Genomic DNA, 19,825 nt, shown 5'->3' on the forward strand with positions numbered 1-19,825 from the left:
CTCCGGCGCGACATCTAGTCGCGCCTCCACGATCCCACTCGGAGGTTCGAATCATTTTTTCGTTTCATCCAGATAGTCAAAGGGGGGTGCCTGCGGGCACCCCCCTTTGACTATCTGGTCGGGGCGAGAGGATTCGAACCTCCGACCTCTCGGTCCCGAACCGAGCGCTCTACCAGGCTGAGCCACGCCCCGACGAAGGTTTGACTTTACTGGAAACGGTCGGGGGCGTCCAGTCTGGCTCTATTCCTGCTCGAGGCCGAGGCGGATGCGCTCTTTGCGGCGGGCTTCAAGGAGGCGCAGGGCGCGGCGGAGGGGATCGGGGTCCTCGGGTTGGACCGGCTTTTCCTCGGGTGGGTCGCAGGGCACGATCTGGAGGCCGGTCAGGCCGAGACCCAGGGCGCGCTGGATGCGGTCGCGGATCTGGGGCCACACGGCGGTGGCGGCCTCGCGGAGGGGACCGATGCGGGTCAGTTCCCAGCAGCCCATCACGAGCACGTTCCGCTCTACGCGCAGAGGGCGGGTGCGGTCGGCCAAGGCGGGTCCGACGACGAAGGACCAGGCCTGGCGGAGGCGGGCCAGGGCCTTCTGATCGGGCTGGCGAGCCCCCAGGGGCACCAGGCGCGGCATGCGACGGCGGTTGGTCATCAGGGCTTCCAGCGGGGCGGGGACAGGGGGGCGCAGGCCCGTTCGCCATTAAGCAAAATGGGGGTGGCGAGGGTGGGGACCATGGCATTGGTCCCGGGTTCGAACAAGGGCTGGAGCAGGTTGTGGAGCTCGCCGCCATGGCGGAACAGCACCTCGTCCACGCTCCGCACGCGGCTGGCGGGAATGGCGTTGGGTTCGCAGAAGGCGAGCACCTCCCCGACGGTGCTGGCGAGGGTGCGCGCCTCGATGAGCGCCACGAGCTCCTCTCGGTCCTTCACGCGGCCCCGGTTCTTCCGCCATTCGGGACGCTTCTCCAGATCCAGGCCCAGCCACATGGCCAGCACCTCGAACTGCCGGTCGCTGCCCACGGCGATGGCCACATCGCCATCGGTGCAGCGGAACGACTGGTAGGGCACGATCTGGGCATGGGCATTGCCCCAGCGTTGCGGAGCCTTGCCGGTCATGAGGGACCCGGCGGCGACGTTCACCAGCCCCGCCAGGGCAGCCTCCATGAGGGGGACCTCGATATGGATGGCCTCGCCGGTGCGCTCGCGGTGGAGCAGGGCGGCTTGGATGCCATTGGCGCAGTAGAGCCCGGCCAATACGTCGACCAGGGCCACGCCCACCTTCATGGGGCGGCCTTCAGGTTCCCCGGTGATGGCCATCCAGCCACTTTCTGCCTGGATGATGAAGTCGTAGCCGGCCCGGCGGGAGGCCGTGACATCTGAGGCGAAGCCGCGCACGGAGGCCAGGATGAGCTTGGGGAACTTCGCGTGGAGGCGCTTCCAGCCCAGACCCAGGCGATCCGCGGAATCGGCGCGGAAATTCTCCACCAGCACATCCGCGTCCTTCAGCAGGTCGAAGAGGCCGGCCCTGCCTTCCTCGGTGTGCAGATCGATGGTGCCGCTCCGTTTGCCCCGGTTGGCACAGCGGAAGTAGGCGCTCTCCCCGCTGTCGCCATCCTCGAAGGGGGGGCCCCAGCCGCGGGTGGGGTCCCCCTCCGGGGGTTCCAGTTTCTGCACCTCGGCGCCGAAGTCCGCCAGCAGCTGGGTCGAAAATGGGCCTGCGAGTACGCAGGACAGATCCACGATCCTGAAGTGGGACAAGGGCTTGGGCATCGGGTTCTCCGCCACCCAGCCTACTTCATGTGCCCGCGGGGGATCAGCTGGCGGCCACGGTCCGGCGGTAGGCCGTGGTCAGTGTGGTGGCGATCTCCTCGGGAGTGTGGGCCAGGAAATCCTGGCGCTGCATGAGGTGGACCAGCTGGCCGTCCTTGAAGATGGCGGCCTGGGGGCTGGTGGGCATGGCGCCCTCGAAGTACTCCCGCGCCTGGGCGGTGGCCTCCTTCTCCATACCCGCGAAGACCGTAACCAGATTGTCGAAACGCAGGCCCTGGGACCGCAGAGCTTCGGTGACACCAGGCCGGGCACCCGCCGCAGCGCAGCCGCAGACGCTGTTCACCACCAGCAGGGTGGTGCCTGGGCGCTGAAGCGCTTCATCCACCTGGCCGGGGGTCAGGAGCTGTTGGAAGCCTTCCCGGACCAGTTCCTCACGCATCGGGGCGACCATGTATTCGGGATAGTTCGACACGACTTCCTCCTCGGGCCTTAAAGTTTACCGATTAAGTAAAGATTGATCCAGGTCACAATTCACGATCATGAGGAGGAGTCATGCACGTGGCCCTGATGGGCGGAAGCCTCCGTCCCGCTTCCCTGAATGCCCGTCTGCTTCACCATCTGGCCGGCTTGCTGGAGGCCCAGGGTCGGGAGGTCTCCACTTTCGTGGGCGAGGCCTTGCGCTTGCCCCTCTATGAGGAAGGCCTGGCAGCTCCGGAGGGGGCCCAGGTCCTTCATGAGGCTCTTCGACAGGCCCAGGGTCTGGTGATCGTTTCGCCGGAATACAACTCGGGCATCCCGGGTCACCTGAAGAACGCGGTGGACTGGATCAGCACCATGGGGCCCAGCCCCTGGCAAGGCCTGCCGGTCCTGCTGTGCGCGGCCAGCCCGGGCGCCTTCGGTGGTGCCCGCGGCCTCGTGGCATGGCGGGCGACCCTGGCGAACATGGGCGCGCTGGCTTATCCCGGGGCGATCACGGTCCCTCATGCGGACCAGCAGCTCGATGAGCACGGAGCACCGACGGATCCCCGCAGTGCCGCCTCCGTGGACAAGACCCTGGGCGGATTCCTGGCCCTGGCGGCACGACTCCGTCCAGAGCCGTAAACCCGAGTTCATGCGATCCTGGAGCATCTTCCCGGAGCCGCCATGAAGGATTTCTTCAAGAGCTTCTTCGCCGCGCTGCTGGCCTTGATGGTGGCTGGCGGTGTGGCTGTCTTCCTGTTCTTCGGCCTGCTGGCGGTCATCGGCTCCTCGGGCAAGCCCTCGGTGCCTGGCAAGGCCGTGCTGGTTTTCGATATGGACACCAGCTTGTCCGATGGGGAGCGCGATCCTGAGCCCAGTGAGGCCCTCAGCGAGGCCCTTAGCGGCGGGGGTGCCCGCAGCCAGTCCCTGCCCGCGGCCATTGATGCTCTGGACCGGGCCGCCTCGGACAATCGCATCACGGCGCTGTTCCTCACGGGCAGCCTTCGGAATGCCGGTCCGGCCCAGTTGCGCGAGCTGCGGGAGGCCATCCAGCGCTTCAAGGCGAAGAAACCCGTGCTGGCCTACAACCTGGGCTGGGGCAAGCGGGACTTCTACCTGGCCGCCGGCGCCACCACGGTGTTCATCAATCCCTTCGGCGAGATGGAGGTGAACGGCCTGGCGAGCGAGCCGATGTTCTTCGGCGAGGCCTTCAAGAAATATGGCGTGGAGGTGCAGGTCACCCGCGTGGGCAAGTACAAGAGCGCGGTGGAGCCCTTCATCACCGACCGCATGAGCGATCCGAACCGGGAACAGGTGCAGAAGCTGCTCGATGACATCTGGAGCGAGTGGAAGGACACCGTCGCCAAGGATCGCAAGAAGACCCCCGTCGAGCTCCAGGCCATTGCCGATGAGAAGGGGCTGGTGGAAGCCGACGAGGCCAAGAAGCTGGGCCTCGTGGACCGCGTCGCGCCCTACGACGAGGTGCTGGACGAACTGAAGAAGCTGGCCGGGAAGCAGGCCAAGGACAAGGATTTCCCCCAGATCACCTTGGCCACCTACGCCGGCATCGCCGGTGAAGCGAAGAGTGGCAGGACCCGCATCGCCGTGATCGTGGCTGAAGGCGAGATCGTGGATGGCGAAGGCAAGGCCAACCAGGTGGGCGGCGAGCGGCTCAGTCGCGAGCTGCGCCAGCTGCGCCTGGATGACCGCATCAAGGCGGTGGTGCTCCGCGTGAACAGCCCCGGCGGCAGTGCGGCGGCCTCCGAGCTCATCCAGCGTGAAGTCATCCTCACCAAGAAGGCGAAGCCCCTGGTGGTGTCCATGGGTCATCTGGCGGCCTCGGGTGGCTACTGGATCAGCACCTACGGCGACCGCATCTTCGCCGAGCCCAGCACCATCACAGGCTCCATCGGCGTCTTCGGCCTGCTGCCCAACGTGAAGAAGCTGGCCAACGAGCACGGCATCACCTGGGACAGCGTGCAGACGGCGAAGCTGGCGAACCCCATGACCCTGGCGCGACCCAAGAATGATCTGGAGCTGGCCCGCATCCAGGGCCTGGTGGACCGCATCTACGAGCAGTTCGTGGCGAAGGTGGCGGACAGCCGGAAGATGAAGAAGGAGGCGGTCCATGAGATCGCCCAGGGCCGCGTCTGGTCTGGACAGGAAGCCGTGAAGCTGGGCCTGGTGGATGAGATCGGGGGCCTCGAAGCCGCGGTGAAGCACGCGGCGGGGCGGGCCAAGGCGGGTGATGACTATCAGGTCGTAGGGCCGGAACGCGAGCCGGACGCCCTCAAGGAGCTCCTGAAGAGCCTGGCGGGGAAGCCCAGGAAGCTGGCCCGGCCCGGGGCGGTGGATGGCTTGGTGGACTCGTTCCGCCATCAGCTGGACCTGCTGACATCCCTGAATGATCCCCAGGGCGTTTACGCCAGGCTGCCCTTCGAACTCGAGTTGAAGTGACCTGATCCGCCCCGCCGGGCGCGATGCATCGCAGTGCCGGGAGATGCCCATGCTCGGAACCAGACCCATGGCCGAATGGATCCAGGCCTATGCGCAAAGCCACCAGCATCCCGTCAACCGAGCCTGCCACACCGTCGGGATCCCCCTGGTGGCCCTGTCGGTGCTGCTGCTGGTGGTGGCCCCACTGGTCCCGGGCCTCTGGAAGGCCGGCCTGCTGCTCTTTGGCGTAGGCTGGTGCTTCCAGTTCCTGGGGCATGCGGTGGAGGGGAAGCCGCCGGAGTTCTTCAAGGACTGGCGCTTCCTGCTGGTGGGCCTCCGCTGGTGGTTGGCCAAGGTGCTGAAGCGGGGAGTGCCTTCCGTCTGAGGGGACGCCCCGGGGCCGCCCATTCTTCCAGGCCGGACCGGTTCCAGGGCTATGCTGGAAGGCCATGGATTCCTCCTCCTTTGTCTCGGCCATCGTCCTGCTGGTGCTGGTGACGGATCCCCTGGGCAACATCCCGGTCTTCATCGGGCTGCTGCGTCAGGTGGATCCGGCCCGACGCCAGCGGATCATCGTCCGCGAGGTGCTGTTCGCCTTCGCCATCCTGCTCTTCTTCGCCGTCTTCGGTCAGAGGGTGCTGCACCTCATGCACCTGACAGACACTTCGTTGGGTATCGCCGGCGGCGTGATCCTCTTCCTCATCGCCCTGAAGATGGTGTTCCCCCATCCGGAGGGCCCGACAGACCTTCCCCTCCACGGGGAGCCCTTCCTCGTGCCCCTGGCCATCCCCTTCATCGCCGGGCCTTCGGCCATCGCCACCGTGCTGCTGCTGGTGAGCCGGGAGCCCCAGCGGCTCTGGGAGTGGCTGGGCGCCCTGACCGTGGCCATGGCCATTTCGGCCGTGGTGCTCGGCTTCGCAGAGAAGATCGCCGCCTTCCTGGGCGAGAAGGTCACCCAGGCCTTCGAGCGGCTCATGGGCCTGGTGCTCACGGCCATGGCCATCGAGATGCTGCTGGCGGGCATCCAGAAGTTCGTGCTGCAGCTCCGGGCGGCCTAAAGTCTAGGCCTTTCGCTTCAGGCTCAGTTCCAGCGTGAACTCCGCCACGAGCTCGAAGGTGCCATCCGGCAGCTTCACCGAGGCCTGGATGTGCATGGGCTCCGTGATGCGCTCCTCGGAGGCCAGGGTGCGGCGCACCTGGTCGCGGATGGCCGCGCCCTCCTCGCAGATGAAGTAGACATCGGACTCCGGGCGCTTCAGGAAGGTGGCCTGGAAGGTCTTGAAGACCAGGGAGACCGGCTGCCCGGAGCGCTTGATCTGGTCCATGGCCAGCAGCCCACCGGCGCAGTCGGCGCCGATGGCCAGGGCGCCGAAGTACATGGACCCCAGGTGGTTCTTCGTCCAGCGGCGAAGGGGGATCCGCACCACACAGCGGGTTTCCGTCAGCTCGACGACACTGGGCCTGACCGAGGCCAGGAGGGGGATCTTCAGCCACCCGAACAGGCGCATGCCGAAGGTCTGTTTCAGGCGTTCGAATGGGAGGGACATGGTTCCGATTGTCAGTCGCCCACCAGGTTCACGTCCAGCAGACCTTCGGGCGGATCCAGATCCAGGCGGCGATTCGGCAGATCCAGGGTCCACCAGGCCTTGATGTACGGGATGTCGCGCTGACCGGTCCGGCCGGGCCGCAGGTCGCGCATCACCACCATGTCATAGCCCGCGGGGCCTGGATCGAGGCGCAGCACCTCGCCCACCTTGCGCCCGCCGATGAAGACCTCGCAGCCGATCCATTGGTGGCGGAACGTCTCGCCATCGCCCAGCACAGCCGCCGCCTCGGGCATCCACAGGGCCCAGCCCTTCAGGGTTTCAGCCGCGGTGCGGTCGGGCACCTCGGCGAAGGCGAGGCACGGGCGCTCCTGGTGCCACCGGAAGCTCCGCAGCTTCACGGGCCGGGCCGGGGCAGCGTCCTTTCCGTGCTCCAGGTCCAGCTGAGGTGGGGCCAGCACCAGGCCCGCCATGCCCTCCAGCCGTTCCGGCTCGTCCATGACGGAATGGAACAGGAACTCACCCTTGAGCCCCTGGACCTTGGCCAGATGACCCGCCAGCAGCATCTAGGCCTCCCGCTCGTCCTCGTCGTCCAGTTCGAGGTTCACCATCAGGCCGGCCTTCTCCCCGGCCACCTTGCAGAGGGTCCGGAGCGCCGAGATCATGCGCCCGTGCTTGCCGATGATGCGCCCGCGATCCCTGGAATCGGCGAAGACCAGCACGTCGCGCTTCTTCCCCTCGCCGCTGATCTCCACCCGCAGGGCCTCCGGATAATCCAGCAGGGGGGTCAGCACATCACGCAGGAAGGCTTCGGGGTTCATAGCTTCTCCGGGAGAACAAAGAAAGCCGCACCTGGGCCCGGCTTTCGAAGGTCGGAAACCGGCTACGCCGCCTCGATCAAAGATGGATCGTGAACAGAACGACGGGGGCGGAATAAGGAGCTCTAACGAAACAACCAGAACAACGCTGGTTATTTCGCAAGGCCTCCTAAAGGATCTGGTTCTTCTTGAACAGATCGAGCACGGTCTTGGAGGGCTGGGCGCCCTTCTGGAGCCAGGACTTGGCCTTCTCGGCGTCGATGCGGACCTCTTCGCCGGAACCGGCGATGGGATTCACGAAGCCCAGCACCTCCACGGCGCGGCCGGTGGGGATGCGGTCATTCTCGGAGACGACGATGTGGTAGAACGGGCGCTTCTTGGCACCATTGCGAGCAAGTCGGATCGAAAGCATGGGCACTCCCTGAGCAGGAGAGTATATCGCGGAATTCCACCGTTCCCAAGCGCTAATTCATGGCTCGAAGCTGGCGGGCGGGAAGCTCCCCTCGAGGACGGCCTGGCGTTCCCGGATGTTCCGCCGCAGGGTGGGCCACCGGGAATGGGTCCGCATCTTCTCGAGGAAGGGGGAGGTCTCGTACCAGCGGGCGCAACTGAACCCCTGGACGAAGGCCCGCGTGGCGGCGTCCACGGCACGGTCCGCGTCGCCGAGGAGCGAATAGGCCTCGGCATGCTTGAAGGTCAGCTCCCCGTCGGGGATGCGCAGCTTGCCGCGGACCTCGTCGATGCGCCGAAGTTCAGCCAGCCCGTCCTCGGTCCGTCCCTCCAGATAGGCCCGGTAGACCCGGCTGAGGTCCTGGAAGGGGCTGGAGCCTGTGGCCGTTTCACCGGCCTTCATGTGCGCCAGGGCCTCCCCACGGTTGCCTTTCAGCAGAGCGAGGTAGCCCTGGTAGAACAGGACGCCTGCATCCTCGCGCACGGCACGGGCCCGCTGCAGATCCTGCTCGAAGGCGGCCCAGTCGCCGAGATAGAGATTGGTGGTCTCGACGGTCCAGAACGAAGCCGGGGCGAGAGGGGCGATGAGGGTTTCCCGCCGGATCATGGCCGAGTGGGCGCCGGCCAGCAGACCCGAGGTGCGGCCGGCGTAGGTGAAACCCAGGTAGAGGTCGGGCACCCTGGGACGGAGGCGCACGGCATTGCCGAGAACCCGCAGCGCCAGGTCCTGGTTTCCGGTATCCGTGAGCATCAGGGACCACAGGAAGGTGGCCCGCGGGTGGCCTGGAACCAGGTTCACGGCGTGCTCGAAGGCCTTGTGGGTGCGGGAACTGAGGCCGATGCCGGCATGGGCGGGGTCCACCCACAGGCTGCGGTAGAGGTGATCGCCCAGGGTGGCCCAGGCCGTGGCGCACATGGGCTCGGCCTCGGCCAGGGCCTGGGTGGCGGTCAGGTGGGCGGTGGCCTCGCGATCATCCCGGATGGCCATGGCGTGGAGCAGCTCCCAGAAGTGCTCCGGCTTGCGGGGGTACAGGTCAGCCCTGAAGCGATGGCGGCGCTCCAGGGGCCAACGCGCCACCCAGGTGTCCATGGCCTGTGCTGGTTCCATGGGCGGTTGGGCATGGCGGACCCAGGGATGTCCCGCCAGCAATTCGGCCGGGGTCGTCCACTGGGTGCTTAATGCCAGTTGCTGCCCCTCGCGGCGTCCAAGGAAACGGAGAAGTACCAGATCCGCGGGAAGCTTCCGCAGCGCCGCCGGGGTGGGGACCGTGGCGGAATGGGTGACCGTGATGCCGGCCAATACCTCGAAGTGATCCGTGATCAGGGTCTCGAGCCCGAGATTGACGTCCGTCTGCTGTGAGGACTCGGGGCTGATGATGAGCACCCGTCTCGCTCCCGCCGAGAGGGTGCTGGAACGCCAGACCCACGCCCCGGCCAGGCAGACCCCCAGGCACGCGCCCAGGAGCATCCAGATTCTGGCGGATGTCAGGGACCGGAGGAATACCAGGGGAACCTCTAGAAGGGAAGGTTGGGGCCGCCGCCCATTTTGGCCATGCGCTGCATGCGGGCCATGAACTTGGGATCGTTCATCTGACCCATCATCTTCTTCGTTTCCACGTATTGCTTGATGAGCTGGTTGATCTCGCTCACCGGGCGCCCGCAACCCGAGGCGATCCGGCGCTTGCGCTTGCCGTCGAGCAGGTTGTGGTTGGCGCGCTCGGCCGGGGTCATGGAGTTGATGATGGCCTCCAGGTGCTTGATGCGCTTGTCCGTGGCCACGCTCGCGAGTTGGTCCTTCATCTGCCCCAGGCCCGGCAGCATGCCGATGATCTTGTTCATGGAGCCCAGCTTCTGCACCTGCTGGAACTGCTTGCGCATGTCCTCCAGGGTGAACTGGTTCTTGGCCAGGCGCTTGGCCATGGCCTCGGCTTCCTTCTCGTCAAGCTTGTCCTTGGCGTGCTCGATGAGGCTGAGGACGTCGCCCATGCCGAGGATGCGTTGGGCCATGCGGTCCGGGTGGAAGCGCTGGAAGTCCTCCAGCTTCTCGCCCTCGCCCACGAACTTCAGGGGCTGGCCCGTGGCCTGCTTGATGCTGAAGGCCGCGCCGCCGCGGGTATCGCCGTCAGTCTTGGTGAGCACCACACCGGTGATGCCCAGCTTCTCGTGGAAGGCCGTGGCGCTGCGGACCGCGTCCTGGCCCGTCATGGCGTCGGCCACGAAGAGGATCTCGTCGGGCGAAGTAGCGGCCTTGATGCGGGCCAGCTCCTCCATCAGGGTTTCATCGAGATGCAGACGGCCGGCGGTATCCAGCACCACCACGTCCCAGCCCTTGAGGCGGGCCTCGGCCACGGCCGCGGCGCAGATGGCGACCGGATCCTTTTCCTCGGTGCGGAAGGAAGGCACACCTGCATCCTTGGCCACCACGTGCAGCTGTTCGATGGCCGCGGGACGGTAGACATCCGCGGGTACCAGCAGGGGAGAACGGCCCAGCTTCTTGAGGAAGACCGCCAACTTGCCGCAGGTGGTGGTCTTGCCCGCGCCCTGGAGGCCCACCATCATCACCACCGTCGGCGGCTTCGAGGCGAAGGCGATGGGGTATTCCGGCGCCTGGCCACCCATGATCTCCACCAGCTCGCGGTGGACGATGTCAATGAAAGCCTGGGCCGGGTTGAGGCCCTGCATGACCTCCGCGCCGAGCGCCTTCTCCTTCACCCGCTGCAGGAAGGTGCGGGCCACGCTCACGTGGACGTCGGCCTCGAGCAGGGCCATGCGCACCTCGCGCAGCACAGCCTCAAGGTTGGTTTCCGTGAATTTCGATTGGCCCCGGAGGGACTTCATCGCTTGGCTGAGCTTCTGGGTGAGGCTGTCGAACATGGGACTCCGGGTCGCTACGAAAGATTTATTCTACCGGCGGTGCCAGGCATTTCCCTGTCGCGAAAGCCATCCTGGGTGATAATCCGGTCCCGTGGAGTCGGATATGCCGAACCGTTTGGCCGGAAGTCTCAGCCCCTACCTGCTCCAGCATGCCCACAACCCGGTGGCGTGGAACCCCTGGGATGAGGAGGCCCTCGCAAGGGCTCGGGCCGAGCAGAAGCCCATCTTCCTCAGCATCGGCTACAGCGCTTGCCACTGGTGCCACGTCATGGAGCGGGAGAGCTTCGAGAACCCGGCCGTGGCCGAGGTGCTGAATGCGCATTTCGTGTGCATCAAGGTGGACCGGGAGGAGCGGCCCGACCTGGACGACCTCTACATGGACGCCGTGCAGACGCTCACAGGCCGGGGTGGTTGGCCGATGAGTGTGTGGCTCACCCCGGACCTGGAACCCTTCTATGGGGGCACCTATTTTCCGCCGGAACCCCGCAGCGGCATGCCGGGTTTCATCCCTCTGCTCCACCGCATCGCGGAAGTATGGCGGGAGGATCGAAGCGGCGTGGTGGCCCAGGCCGGCAGCCTGGCCGCTGAGCTTCAGCGCCAGGCGGCGGTGGAACCCGGCGGCGATCTGCCGGATACCCAGGTCCTCGATGCGGCCCTGCAGCAGCTCCGCCAGGGGTTCGACGCCCGCTGGGGCGGCTTCGGCCCAGCCCCGAAGTTCCCGCAACAGATGGCGGTGGAGTTGATCCTGGCCCGGGGCTCGGCGTCGGATCAGGCCATGGCCCTCCGCACCCTCGATGCGATGTGGGAGGGGGGGATGTACGACCATCTGGGAGGCGGCTTCGCCCGCTACAGCGTGGACGCGCAATGGCTGGTGCCCCACTTCGAGAAGATGCTCTATGACAACGCCCAGCTGACCGCCTGCTACCTCGCGGCTTTCCAGGCCACGGGACAGGCGCGCTACGCCCAGGTGGCCCGGCAGACCCTGGACTACCTGCTGCGGGACCTCCGCGACCCCAGCGGCGGGTTCCATTCCAGCGAGGATGCGGACAGCGAAGGCGAGGAGGGGAGGTTTTACGTCTTCACGCCGGCCGAGGTGCGCGAAGCCCTGGGCGAGGCCGATGGCGCCCGCTTTTGTGCAGCCTTCGGCATCACGGAGCAGGGGAACTTCGAACATGGCCGCAGCGTGATCCACCGGTTCTCCTGCCCCACCGGAGCGGTCCAGCCGGAGGACCAGGACCGCACCCTGCGCGAGGCCCTGAGACTCTGGCGGGACCGGCGCGTGCGGCCCGGCAAGGATGACAAGGTGCTGGCGGCCTGGAACGGCCTGGCGCTGTCGGCCCTGGCCCGGGGTTTCCAGGTGCTCGGTGATCCGCGCTACCTGGAGGCGGCGCGGGAGTGCGCCCTTTTCCTGCGCCGGGAGCTCTGGCGGGATGGCCACCTGCTGCGGGTCTGGCGGCAGGGGCAGGCTCACACCCGGGGGTTCCTGGAAGACAGCGCGGCCGTGGTGGAGGGCCTGGTGGACCTCTACGAGGCCGGCTTCGACCCCGCCTGGCTGCGCTGGGCGGAGACACTCGCCGAGGGGATGCTGACGCGCTTCCAGGACCCCGCAGAAGGTGGTTTCTTCAGCACGGAGGCGGATCAGGCCGATCTGATCTTCCGGCAGAAACCGGGGTTCGACAACGCCATCCCCAGCGGCAACACGCTCGCAGCGCGGGCTCTGCTGCGGTTGTCGCGGCATCTCCAGCGAGAGGATCTGCGGCAGGCCGCCGAGGGCACCCTCCGGTGCTTCGCGCCCTGGATGCAGCGGGCGCCGCGGGCGTTCCTGGGGATGCTGGGGGCGCTTGATCTGGCCTTGCGCGAGCCGGTGGAGGTGGCCATCTCGGGCGATCCCAGCAGCCCAGCGGTGCGGGCCCTGCTGGCGGAGGTCCACCGGCGCCACCTGCCGGGCCGGGTCCTGTCCGTATCGGAGGATCAGCTTCTCCCGCTCCACGAGGACCGGGCACCGTCGGAGGCGGGTCCCTTCGCCTTCGTTTGTCGTGGCCGCATCTGCGCCCGGCCTGTGACGACGCCAGGCGACCTGGCTCTGCTCCTCCGCTGACAGCCTGGATGTGACCCGATCCCCCCAGGGAGCAGGGCTACACTGAGAGCTGGCCGCGCGGGTGGTGCGGTCGGCGCACACGGTGATGTGAAAAGGGGCTGCCATGAAGACCTTTGGCTTGAAAATCGACCCGCTGACGGGCGAGGAATACTACGAGGTCTACGTCCGGGGCCGGCAGCTGCTGAACGACCCCCACCTGAACAAGGCCTCGGCCTTCACCAAGGAAGAGCGCTTGAGCCTGGGGCTGGACGGGATGCTGCGCCCCGGCATCGCGACCCTGGACTCCCAGCTGGACCGGACCTACGAGGCCTTCCTGCGCAAACCCGACGACCTGGAGCGCTACATCTACCTTTCCGGCCTCCAGGATCGGAACGAAGTCCTTTTCTACCGGCTCCTGATCGATCACCTGGAAGAGATGGTGCCCATCATCTACACGCCGACGGTCGGCCAGGCCTGCATGCAGATGAGCCACATCCAGCGGCGCTACAGGGGTATCTACGTCACCCCCGAGAACATCGGCAACATCGACCAGATCTTCCAGGGGTTGTCCCAGCCGCAGGTGAACCTCGTTGTCGTGACCGATGGTGAGCGCATCCTGGGCCTGGGCGACCTGGGCTCGGACGGCATGGGCATCCCCGTGGGCAAGGTGAGCCTCTATGTAGCCGCCGGAGGCGTCCACCCCGGCGTCTGCCTGCCCGTTACCCTCGACGTGGGCACCAACAATCCCCGCCTGCTGGAGGACCCCCTCTACCTGGGCATCCGCCGGCCCCGGCTGCGCGGCGTCGAGTACGAGGAACTGGTGGAGAAGTTCGTGCTCGGGGTGAAGCGCAACTTCCCCGGCGCGCTGCTCCAGTGGGAGGACTTCGCCAAGCACACGGCCTTCAAGAACCTGGACCGGTACCGCGAGCGGATCCTCTCCTTCAACGACGACATCCAGGGCACCGGGTCCACGGCCCTGGCGGCGCTGATGACGGCCATGCGCATCAAGAAGAGCCGCTTCCAGGATGAGCGCTACGTCATCGTGGGCCTGGGCCAGGCGGGCACGGGCATTGCCATGAACATCCGCGCGGCGCTGAAGGCGGAGGGCCTTTCCGATGTGGAGGCGCGCAAGCGCATCTTCGCGGTGGACATGCAGGGGCTGCTCATCGAAGGCGATCCCCTGCTGGAGGGTCCGCAGCTACCGCTGGCCCAGTGCCGGTCCGCGGTGGAGGGCTGGAAGCTGGACGACCCCTCCCGCATCAGCCTCCAGGACGTGGTCCGCAACGCGCATCCCACCGTGCTCATCGGCGTCACCGCCCAGCCGAACCTCTTCGACGAGGCCATCCTGGCGGAGACCGCCAGGCACTCGGAACGGCCCATCGTGCTGGCGCTCTCCAACCCCACCCACAAATGCGAGTGCTCACCCGAGGCCGTCTGGAAAGCTACGGACGGCAAGGGCTTGGTGGCCACGGGCAGTCCCTTCTCCCCCCTGGATTGGAAAGGCCGCACGCTCCAGGCCTCCCAGTGCAACAACATGTACATCTTCCCCGGTGTGGGCCTCGGCGCCCTGGTCTGCAAGGCCACCCGGATCACGGACAGCATGTTCCTGGCGGCCAGCAAGGCCATCAGCACCTTCGTCACGCCCGAGCAGGAGGCTACCGGCCTGCTGCTGCCGGAGATGAAGGACATCCGTCAGGTTTCGGCCGCCGTGGCCAAGGCCGTCAGCAAGGAGGCGCGGGATTCGGGGTTGGGCCGGCTGCTGGATGACGAGAAGCTGGAGGCCATCATCACCAAGGCCCAGTGGGAGCCTCATTACACGGCCTACCGGCCTGGAGCCCCGCGCCAGATGGATTGACGCCAGGACAGTTTTTCCCCTTGAGGAGCTTCAGGCGTGACCTAGCCTGTAAGCGGGAAGAGTCCCTCTTTCCTCCCACGGGGCGACCGTTCACGCCAGCCCCTTCCGGCCCAGGATCTTAGTGGCCGAGACACTTGGGCACCCCTTTTGGGGTGCCCTTTTCATGCTCCGGGTGTTCCTCCTCTGGCAACGCGCCAGATTGCTCCCAGATAGGCCTCTGGGTGCCTGCTTCAAGGACACGAAAAAGGCCCGGCAATGCCGGGCCTTTGAATGGGATGGAACTGCTTCAGGCGGCGTGGACGCGGTGGCTGCGGTGCATGACTTCGGCTTCCAGCTCGGCCTCGAGAGCCTGAACCTGGCGGAGGACGGCGAGGCCACGCGGCGAGGTGCTCATCTGGCGCTCCAGCTGATTGAACACTTCGTGCAAACGCTCTGCAGTGGTCCAGAAGGCCGGGTTGTGCTGTCGAACGCTGGTATCCATGTGCATGGTGGCTCCAGTTGCTTCCTGGACATCATCATCGTCTTTGCCGATCCCCAATGCTAGTGATAGACATCACAAGAAATGTCATGAGTTACGTGATTTTTTGTCATGAATCGCGTGACACTTTATCAAGGCCTTGAAAAACATGACCTTCGGGTCGTGCATGGAGCGGATCAGACCCGCCGGGAGGCCAGAAGATGGCCGATGGCCACGGCCGCGGCATCCGCAGCATCCGCCGCCAGGGGTTCCTTCAAGTTCAGCAAGGTCATCACCATCTTCCCCACCTGGTTCTTGTCCGCCCAGCCGTAGCCGCTGACGGCCTTCTTCACCTGCATGGGGTTGTAGTCACCCACGGGTAACCCGTGCAGGGCCGCCGTGAGCAGGATCCCCCCGCGGATCTGACCCAGCTTCAGGGCGGTGGCCGCATTCTTCTCCACGAAAGGGGATTCCACGGCCATGAAGGAGGGGCCATGGGCGGCGATGGCCTCGGACAGGCGCTCATGGATGCGCAGGGCCCGCTGGTCGAACTCGGCCCCGCGGGGGTTGCGGATGACGCCGGCTTCGACCAGGGACATTCGGGAGCCAAAACGCTCGACCACAGCCCAGCCGCAGGCCAGGGAGCCAGGATCCACGCCAAGGCAGCGGACCGGGGACGGTGCGACGATCATCGTCCCTTCCGCTTGCCCACACCCCGGACGCTGCCCTTGGGTGGTTTGGGATGGGCTTCCCGGGATTTGCCGGTCGTTTCCCGCACCTTTTTGGGTGGACGCCCCTTCGGCGCGGGCTCCCGCCGGGCCCGCGTTTCCTGTGTCTGGGATCGCCCCCGCCGCGGTTTCTCCAGATCCCCTTCCCGCAGCAGCGCGGGTGCTGCGAGCGTTGGCACGAACCGGAACGCCTTCCCATGCGCATCCTGCGCCTTGGCTTCCGTGACCCAGGCGCTGATCCGGCGCAGGTCTTCGTCCACCGCGGTGATCTCCACCTCCACCGCATCGCCGATGGTGAGCACCACGGTGCCGCGGAGGCCGGTCGCCTTCGTGCGGTGCTCATCGATCCAGAAGTTGCCGCCTAGGGCCGTCAGGGGCACGCCCACCTCCACAAAGGGGGCATCGAGGGTGATGAACGCCACCTTGGCGGAGAAACCCTGGATGCGGCCCTGGAACCGCTGCCCGACGCGGGACTTCATCAGCAGGCAGGCCTTCCACTTGTCGTTTTCGCGCTCGGCCTCGGTGGCCTTCTGCTCGGCGTCGCTGGCCCCCTTGGCCAGCACGGCCAGGTGGCTTTGCAGGGCCTCGGGCAGACGCTCGCCGCGCAGAACCTTCCGCAGCAGGCGATGGACGATGAGATCCGGATAGCGCCGGATGGGGCTGGTGAAGTGCAGGTAGTCCTGGAGGGCCAGACCCGCGTGGCCGATGTTCTCCGCGCTGTATTCGGCCCGCTTGAGGCTGCGCAGCAGCAGGGTGTTGATCATGGCCTCCAGGGGGCCCCCGCGGATCTTGTCGAGCATGGCGTTGAGGTGCTCGGGCGTGGGCACTTCCTTGGGCTTGAGCAGCCCGAAGGTGCGGGTCACTTCCGCGAAGATCTCCAGCTTCAGGGGATCAGGCTCGTCGTGGATGCGGTAGATGGTGGGGACCTTCTTACGCGTGAAGAACTGCGCCACCGCTTCGTTCGCCAGCAGCATGAACTCCTCGATCATGCGGTGGGCATCGTGGCGGGGATAGCGGCGGGCGTCCACGGGCCGGCCTTCCGCATCGAAGATGAACTCGGCCTCCTCCGTGTCCAGGTTCAGGGCGCCACGGCCCAGGCGGATCTCGGTGAGCCGGCGCGACAGCACCAGCGATTCGTCCAGCAGGGAGCAGAGGCTCTCGCCCAGCTCGGCGCGCTTCCGTGTCGAGAGGTCGATGGAGGCCTCCTTCACCTCGTCGTAGGTGAGGCGCCTGGCGCTGCGGATGACACTCTCGGAAAGCCGCGTCTCCACCACATCGAGGTCGGGCGAGAGGGTCATCCAGGCCGTCATCGTGAGCCGGTCCACGCCTTCGCGGAGGCTGCACAGATCGCCGCTGAGGCGGTCCGGGATCATGGGGATGGCCTCGTCCGGGAAGTAGACCGAGGTGCCCCGTAGCCGGGCCTCTTCGTCCAGAGGGCCGCCTTCCGCGACATAGTGGCTCACGTCCGCGATGTGGACGCCCAAGAGCCAGCCACCGCCTTCAGACCTGGGCAGGACCTCCAGGCTGATGGCATCGTCGAAGTCCTTTGCCGTCGGGGGATCCACGGTGCAGGTGAGCGTCTCGCGGAGGTCCTCGCGGCCCTGGCTCCATTCGGGGGAGATGGACGTGGGGAAGGGCGCCAGCTCGCGCATGACCGCGTCCGGAAAGACTGTGCGCAGGTTGAAGAGGGCCGCCGTGAGCTTGTTCTCGATTTTCAGGTCGGTCTTCTTCCCCAACCGCGCCACCACGGTGCCGCGCAGCTGCTTGGCCTCGGGATCCGCGTCCAGCTTCACACTGACCAGTTCGCCATCCTCGGCCAAGTCTGTGGGCGGTACGGCGATGACCTGGGGCAGCCGGGGTTCCAGGGGCACCACGCGCCAGCCCCAGGGCTGTTTCTGGAGCGTCCCGGGCAAGGGGATCTCCCCCCGTCCCTTGACCTCCAGGACCCGGGCCTTGATGCGGCCATCCCAGCCCTCGCCGCTGACCTCGGCCAACACGCGGTCCCCATGGATGGCGCCGTGGGCGTCCCGCCAGTCCACCAGCAGATCCATGCCTGGCCCCTTGGGCCTGCCCACCACCCTCAGGAAGCCCCCCGCGCCTTCCGGGTGGCCGAGAAACGTCGCCTCGAAGGTCTCGTACGGACGAAGCCCCGCGGCCTGGGGTCGCGGGGCTTGAGATGATTCCCGCCGGTCAGGGGTGCGCGATGGGGCGCGGACGGGGATGCGAGGGGCGGAGCGGCGAGTCATGCCCCCAGGGTACAGGCCCTGGGGAGAGGTTCAGCCCTTCTTTCCCTTTTTGACGGGCTTGGCCGGCTTGGCGGGAGCTGCCGAGACCCTCCCGAACAGGACGTCCAGCTGCTGCTGGACCTTCCTGCTTTCCGGATCCAGGACAGCGAGGCGGTACAGGAAGCGCGCCTTGCCCGCCTTGTCGCCCTGGGCTTCGAGATAGGCGGGGCTGGACACCACGGCTTCCACCCACTTGAGCTTGTCGCCCTTGCCGGCCTTGTAATCCGCCACCTGATCGGCCTCGCCCTTGAGCTTTTCCTCCATCACTTTCACGAGCGGATCATAGGACTCGGATTCGCGTTTGATGACATCCAGGTAGGTCTGGAAGAACTTCACCCACTTGGCGTCTTCTACCAGTTCCTTTTCCTCGCTGAGGGCCAAGTCCAGCTCCTGGCGCTCGCCGGCATCCAGGACACTCTTGCCCTTCAAATCCTTGATGCGGGCGTCGTTCTCTTCGAGCACCTGCTTGGCCCTGGCTTCGGCCTGGGTGTAGTAGACCATGGTCTGGGAGAAGGGGTCCTTGATGGCGGCGTAGCTTTCGGCACTCAGGGCCTTGGCCGTCTTCGCGTATTCCAGGGCCTTCTCCCAGCTGCCGGCGGCATCCGCAGTCTCCACGGCCATCCGATAGGCCTGGCAGAGGTCCATGTAAGCCACGGCGCTCTGTACCAGCGTCTGATTATTGGTCTTGTCGAATGCAGGTTTCGTGGGGGGTAGCAGGCTCTCGGCCCGCTTCAGGGCCTCGGGGTAATGGAGGTCCGCCATCAGCTTGTCGACGGCCGGGCGTTCAGCCTTCACCCGGTCCCCCAGGGAGAGCGCGGGAGCAGGGGCCTGGGCTACCAGAGCAGCGGGAAAAAGAAGGGCGGGAAGAAGGGCGAGTGTGCGCATCAGCATGACCCAATATGAAGGGGGGCGACCCCAGGGGGAAACCCCCATTGTTCCGGGATCCACCGGCCTTGACTAGTCCCAGGATCGGATGCCGGGTTATCCCAAGGCTTCGGACATGCCCCGGATCTCGGCCTTGATCTTCTCCATCTCCTCGCGGTCGATCTTCCGCGCGGGGGCGCCGCCCCGCGAACCCCGCTGGGTGGTGAAGCAGGCTCCCCGGGAGCCTGCGGAGTCGGGACCCAGCGCGGGTGAGCATAAGAGACTGTAGGTGGCGTCACCCCAGGGCTTCGGACATGCCCCGGATCTCGGCCTTGATTTTCTCCATCTCCTCGCGGTCGATCTTCCGCGCGGGGACGCCGCCCCAGGTCTCCCCCGTCCCTACCCGACTCCCAGGCAGGAGCACGCTCTCCGGCAGGATGGTGGCATCGTCCCCGATGACGACATCGCCCATGACGCAGCAGGCCAGACCCAGGGTGGCCCGATGCCCCACGGTCACCGGGGCGATGACCAGGTTTCCCGCGCCGCCGTAGTGGGCGAAGATGCGCACGCTGCCGCCCAGGGCCGCGTCATCGCCGATGGTGATGAGCTGAGGGTCGCTGATGTATTCAGTATTGATGAAGGCGTGGCGGCCGATCTTCATGCCCATGGCCTTCAGGAACCACACGCCGAAGGGGGTAAGCGTCACGAAGGGCAGGAAGGTGAACCGCACCAGGTAGAAGAGTCCGTTGTGCAGGAACCAGGGCAGGGCGTGGATGGTGTAGTAGCCGCCCTTGAACGGCTTCACGCGTGTGGGCAGCACCCAGTTGTAGACGGGGATGACCACCAGCAGGGTCAGCCCGAACAGGAAGAAGCACAGGGCCAGCCCGAAGCCGGACAGGATCCAGGGCAGGGGGCCGGGGAGGAACCTGGACCATTCGTGGAGGAGTGGCCAGACCCACAGGACTGGTGCCAGGGCGAGCCCCAGGGCGGTGGAGGCCAGGGTGTACATCAGCAGGACCGCCAGTCCATAGGCGATCCGGGAGAAGCGGCGCAACAGGCGGTCCAGCCAGTTCGCGGGCGGCGGATTCTTGGACTGATCCTTGGCGAAGGGCTTCATGCCTCCAGCCTAGGAGCCTGTCCAAGCATTCGAAAGCCCCGCGATGGCTCCAGGCGGGATGCGCCACAGATATCAGTTTGTCTCGCGTATCGCCACAG

At 66.4% G+C, this 19,825-nt stretch carries 20 protein-coding genes and 1 tRNA gene; 6 read left to right on the forward strand and 15 right to left on the reverse strand.

Going from position 1 to position 19,825, the window contains the following annotated elements; translation table 11 throughout:
- Window positions 1-115: 115 nt before the first annotated feature.
- The 4 genes from NOV65_RS11410 to NOV65_RS11425 all read right to left on the reverse strand — a co-directional run bounded on the left by NOV65_RS11410 (window position 116) and on the right by NOV65_RS11425 (window position 2,214).
- Window positions 116-192 (reverse strand) — tRNA-Pro (locus tag NOV65_RS11410).
- Window positions 193-240: 48 nt separating this feature from the next.
- Window positions 241-645, reverse strand: coding sequence for a DUF721 domain-containing protein (locus NOV65_RS11415; protein WP_257306583.1), 405 nt, complete (start codon window positions 643-645; stop codon window positions 241-243).
- Window positions 645-1,763: a CaiB/BaiF CoA transferase family protein gene (locus NOV65_RS11420; RefSeq protein ID WP_257306584.1), complete on the reverse strand. Its 1,119-nt coding sequence runs from the start codon at window positions 1,761-1,763 to the stop codon at window positions 645-647. Before NOV65_RS11420 ends, NOV65_RS11415 begins: the two co-directional genes overlap by 1 nt.
- A 43-nt stretch (window positions 1,764-1,806) precedes the next feature.
- Window positions 1,807-2,214, reverse strand: a complete 408-nt coding sequence (locus NOV65_RS11425; RefSeq protein WP_306672121.1) for a BrxA/BrxB family bacilliredoxin — start codon at window positions 2,212-2,214, stop codon at window positions 1,807-1,809.
- Window positions 2,215-2,315: 101 nt separating this feature from the next.
- Here NOV65_RS11425 and NOV65_RS11430 point away from each other — a divergent pair, with 101 nt between their 5' ends.
- From NOV65_RS11430 to NOV65_RS11445, 4 genes are all read left to right on the forward strand, one after another.
- Window positions 2,316-2,864: an NADPH-dependent FMN reductase gene (locus NOV65_RS11430; RefSeq protein WP_257306586.1), complete on the forward strand. Its 549-nt coding sequence runs from the start codon at window positions 2,316-2,318 to the stop codon at window positions 2,862-2,864.
- A 42-nt stretch (window positions 2,865-2,906) separates the two neighbouring features.
- Entirely contained in the window at window positions 2,907-4,679 is a 1,773-nt protein-coding gene (gene sppA / locus NOV65_RS11435) for a signal peptide peptidase SppA (protein WP_257306587.1), read from the forward strand.
- A 49-nt stretch (window positions 4,680-4,728) separates the two neighbouring features.
- The gene (locus tag NOV65_RS11440; RefSeq protein ID WP_257306588.1) at window positions 4,729-5,043 is read left to right on the forward strand and encodes a DUF962 domain-containing protein; all 315 of its coding nucleotides are present in this window, start codon (window positions 4,729-4,731) and stop codon (window positions 5,041-5,043) included.
- 64 nt (window positions 5,044-5,107) lie between these two features.
- Window positions 5,108-5,716, forward strand: coding sequence for a MarC family protein (locus tag NOV65_RS11445; protein ID WP_257306589.1), 609 nt, complete (start codon window positions 5,108-5,110; stop codon window positions 5,714-5,716).
- Between the two features lie 3 nt (window positions 5,717-5,719).
- Here the strand turns inward: NOV65_RS11445 and NOV65_RS11450 are convergent, their stop codons facing one another.
- The 6 genes from NOV65_RS11450 to ffh all read right to left on the reverse strand — a co-directional run bounded on the left by NOV65_RS11450 (window position 5,720) and on the right by ffh (window position 10,344).
- The gene (locus NOV65_RS11450; RefSeq protein ID WP_257306590.1) at window positions 5,720-6,205 is read right to left on the reverse strand and encodes a PaaI family thioesterase; all 486 of its coding nucleotides are present in this window, start codon (window positions 6,203-6,205) and stop codon (window positions 5,720-5,722) included.
- Window positions 6,206-6,216: 11 nt separating this feature from the next.
- Complete coding sequence (locus tag NOV65_RS11455; protein ID WP_257306591.1) at window positions 6,217-6,768, reverse strand: ribosome maturation factor RimM; 552 nt, start codon at window positions 6,766-6,768, stop codon at window positions 6,217-6,219.
- Window positions 6,769-7,023, reverse strand: coding sequence for a KH domain-containing protein (locus NOV65_RS11460; protein ID WP_257306592.1), 255 nt, complete (start codon window positions 7,021-7,023; stop codon window positions 6,769-6,771).
- A 166-nt stretch (window positions 7,024-7,189) separates the two neighbouring features.
- Window positions 7,190-7,432 carry a 30S ribosomal protein S16 gene (gene rpsP, locus NOV65_RS11465; protein ID WP_243288668.1) on the reverse strand — a complete coding sequence of 81 codons (243 nt, stop codon included), beginning with the start codon at window positions 7,430-7,432 and terminating at the stop codon, window positions 7,190-7,192.
- Window positions 7,433-7,489: 57 nt separating this feature from the next.
- Window positions 7,490-8,938 carry a tetratricopeptide repeat protein gene (locus tag NOV65_RS11470; RefSeq protein ID WP_257306593.1) on the reverse strand — a complete coding sequence of 483 codons (1,449 nt, stop codon included), beginning with the start codon at window positions 8,936-8,938 and terminating at the stop codon, window positions 7,490-7,492.
- Between the two features lie 47 nt (window positions 8,939-8,985).
- The gene (gene ffh, locus NOV65_RS11475) at window positions 8,986-10,344 is read right to left on the reverse strand and encodes a signal recognition particle protein (protein WP_257306594.1); all 1,359 of its coding nucleotides are present in this window, start codon (window positions 10,342-10,344) and stop codon (window positions 8,986-8,988) included.
- A 103-nt stretch (window positions 10,345-10,447) separates the two neighbouring features.
- On the opposite strand from ffh, the gene NOV65_RS11480 reads away from it, so the two are divergent.
- Both NOV65_RS11480 and NOV65_RS11485 read left to right on the forward strand, forming a co-directional pair.
- Window positions 10,448-12,442 carry a thioredoxin domain-containing protein gene (locus NOV65_RS11480; protein ID WP_257306595.1) on the forward strand — a complete coding sequence of 665 codons (1,995 nt, stop codon included), beginning with the start codon at window positions 10,448-10,450 and terminating at the stop codon, window positions 12,440-12,442.
- 103 nt (window positions 12,443-12,545) lie between these two features.
- A complete protein-coding gene (locus NOV65_RS11485) occupies window positions 12,546-14,276 on the forward strand; it encodes an NAD-dependent malic enzyme (protein WP_257306596.1) in 1,731 nt (576 codons plus the stop codon).
- A gap of 286 nt (window positions 14,277-14,562) precedes the next feature.
- On the opposite strand, the gene NOV65_RS11490 is transcribed toward NOV65_RS11485, so the two are convergent.
- The 5 genes from NOV65_RS11490 to NOV65_RS11510 form a co-directional block, all read right to left on the reverse strand.
- Window positions 14,563-14,763 carry a hypothetical protein gene (locus NOV65_RS11490; protein WP_257306597.1) on the reverse strand — a complete coding sequence of 67 codons (201 nt, stop codon included), beginning with the start codon at window positions 14,761-14,763 and terminating at the stop codon, window positions 14,563-14,565.
- Window positions 14,764-14,930: 167 nt separating this feature from the next.
- On the reverse strand, window positions 14,931-15,425 hold the full coding sequence (gene ruvC / locus NOV65_RS11495) for a crossover junction endodeoxyribonuclease RuvC (RefSeq protein WP_257306598.1): 495 nt from the start codon (window positions 15,423-15,425) through the stop codon (window positions 14,931-14,933).
- Window positions 15,422-17,707 (reverse strand): ribonuclease R family protein, encoded by a 2,286-nt coding sequence (locus NOV65_RS11500; protein ID WP_257306599.1) that lies wholly within the window; start codon window positions 17,705-17,707, stop codon window positions 15,422-15,424. Before NOV65_RS11500 ends, ruvC begins: the two co-directional genes overlap by 4 nt.
- A gap of 30 nt (window positions 17,708-17,737) precedes the next feature.
- The gene (locus tag NOV65_RS11505) at window positions 17,738-18,631 is read right to left on the reverse strand and encodes a hypothetical protein (RefSeq protein ID WP_257306600.1); all 894 of its coding nucleotides are present in this window, start codon (window positions 18,629-18,631) and stop codon (window positions 17,738-17,740) included.
- A gap of 274 nt (window positions 18,632-18,905) precedes the next feature.
- Window positions 18,906-19,727 carry a hypothetical protein gene (locus NOV65_RS11510; RefSeq protein ID WP_257306601.1) on the reverse strand — a complete coding sequence of 274 codons (822 nt, stop codon included), beginning with the start codon at window positions 19,725-19,727 and terminating at the stop codon, window positions 18,906-18,908.
- Window positions 19,728-19,825 lie beyond the last annotated feature (98 nt).

It is taken from the genome of Geothrix campi (genome assembly GCF_024609265.1).
Classification (GTDB): Bacteria; Acidobacteriota; Holophagae; order Holophagales; family Holophagaceae; genus Geothrix; species Geothrix campi.

Coding starts and splice junctions, on each gene's coding strand:
- NOV65_RS11415 (WP_257306583.1), bottom strand. CDS start 645: ATGACCAACCGCCGTCGCATGCCGCGCCTGGTGCCCCTGGGGGCTCGC.
- NOV65_RS11420 (WP_257306584.1), bottom strand. CDS start 1,763: ATGCCCAAGCCCTTGTCCCACTTCAGGATCGTGGATCTGTCCTGCGTA.
- NOV65_RS11425 (WP_306672121.1), bottom strand. CDS start 2,214: ATGGTCGCCCCGATGCGTGAGGAACTGGTCCGGGAAGGCTTCCAACAG.
- NOV65_RS11430 (WP_257306586.1), top strand. CDS start 2,316: ATGCACGTGGCCCTGATGGGCGGAAGCCTCCGTCCCGCTTCCCTGAAT.
- sppA (WP_257306587.1), top strand. CDS start 2,907: ATGAAGGATTTCTTCAAGAGCTTCTTCGCCGCGCTGCTGGCCTTGATG.
- NOV65_RS11440 (WP_257306588.1), top strand. CDS start 4,729: ATGCTCGGAACCAGACCCATGGCCGAATGGATCCAGGCCTATGCGCAA.
- NOV65_RS11445 (WP_257306589.1), top strand. CDS start 5,108: ATGGATTCCTCCTCCTTTGTCTCGGCCATCGTCCTGCTGGTGCTGGTG.
- NOV65_RS11450 (WP_257306590.1), bottom strand. CDS start 6,205: ATGTCCCTCCCATTCGAACGCCTGAAACAGACCTTCGGCATGCGCCTG.
- NOV65_RS11455 (WP_257306591.1), bottom strand. CDS start 6,768: ATGCTGCTGGCGGGTCATCTGGCCAAGGTCCAGGGGCTCAAGGGTGAG.
- NOV65_RS11460 (WP_257306592.1), bottom strand. CDS start 7,023: ATGAACCCCGAAGCCTTCCTGCGTGATGTGCTGACCCCCCTGCTGGAT.
- rpsP (WP_243288668.1), bottom strand. CDS start 7,432: ATGCTTTCGATCCGACTTGCTCGCAATGGTGCCAAGAAGCGCCCGTTC.
- NOV65_RS11470 (WP_257306593.1), bottom strand. CDS start 8,938: ATGCTCCTGGGCGCGTGCCTGGGGGTCTGCCTGGCCGGGGCGTGGGTC.
- ffh (WP_257306594.1), bottom strand. CDS start 10,344: ATGTTCGACAGCCTCACCCAGAAGCTCAGCCAAGCGATGAAGTCCCTC.
- NOV65_RS11480 (WP_257306595.1), top strand. CDS start 10,448: ATGCCGAACCGTTTGGCCGGAAGTCTCAGCCCCTACCTGCTCCAGCAT.
- NOV65_RS11485 (WP_257306596.1), top strand. CDS start 12,546: ATGAAGACCTTTGGCTTGAAAATCGACCCGCTGACGGGCGAGGAATAC.
- NOV65_RS11490 (WP_257306597.1), bottom strand. CDS start 14,763: ATGCACATGGATACCAGCGTTCGACAGCACAACCCGGCCTTCTGGACC.
- ruvC (WP_257306598.1), bottom strand. CDS start 15,425: ATGATCGTCGCACCGTCCCCGGTCCGCTGCCTTGGCGTGGATCCTGGC.
- NOV65_RS11500 (WP_257306599.1), bottom strand. CDS start 17,707: ATGACTCGCCGCTCCGCCCCTCGCATCCCCGTCCGCGCCCCATCGCGC.
- NOV65_RS11505 (WP_257306600.1), bottom strand. CDS start 18,631: ATGCGCACACTCGCCCTTCTTCCCGCCCTTCTTTTTCCCGCTGCTCTG.
- NOV65_RS11510 (WP_257306601.1), bottom strand. CDS start 19,727: ATGAAGCCCTTCGCCAAGGATCAGTCCAAGAATCCGCCGCCCGCGAAC.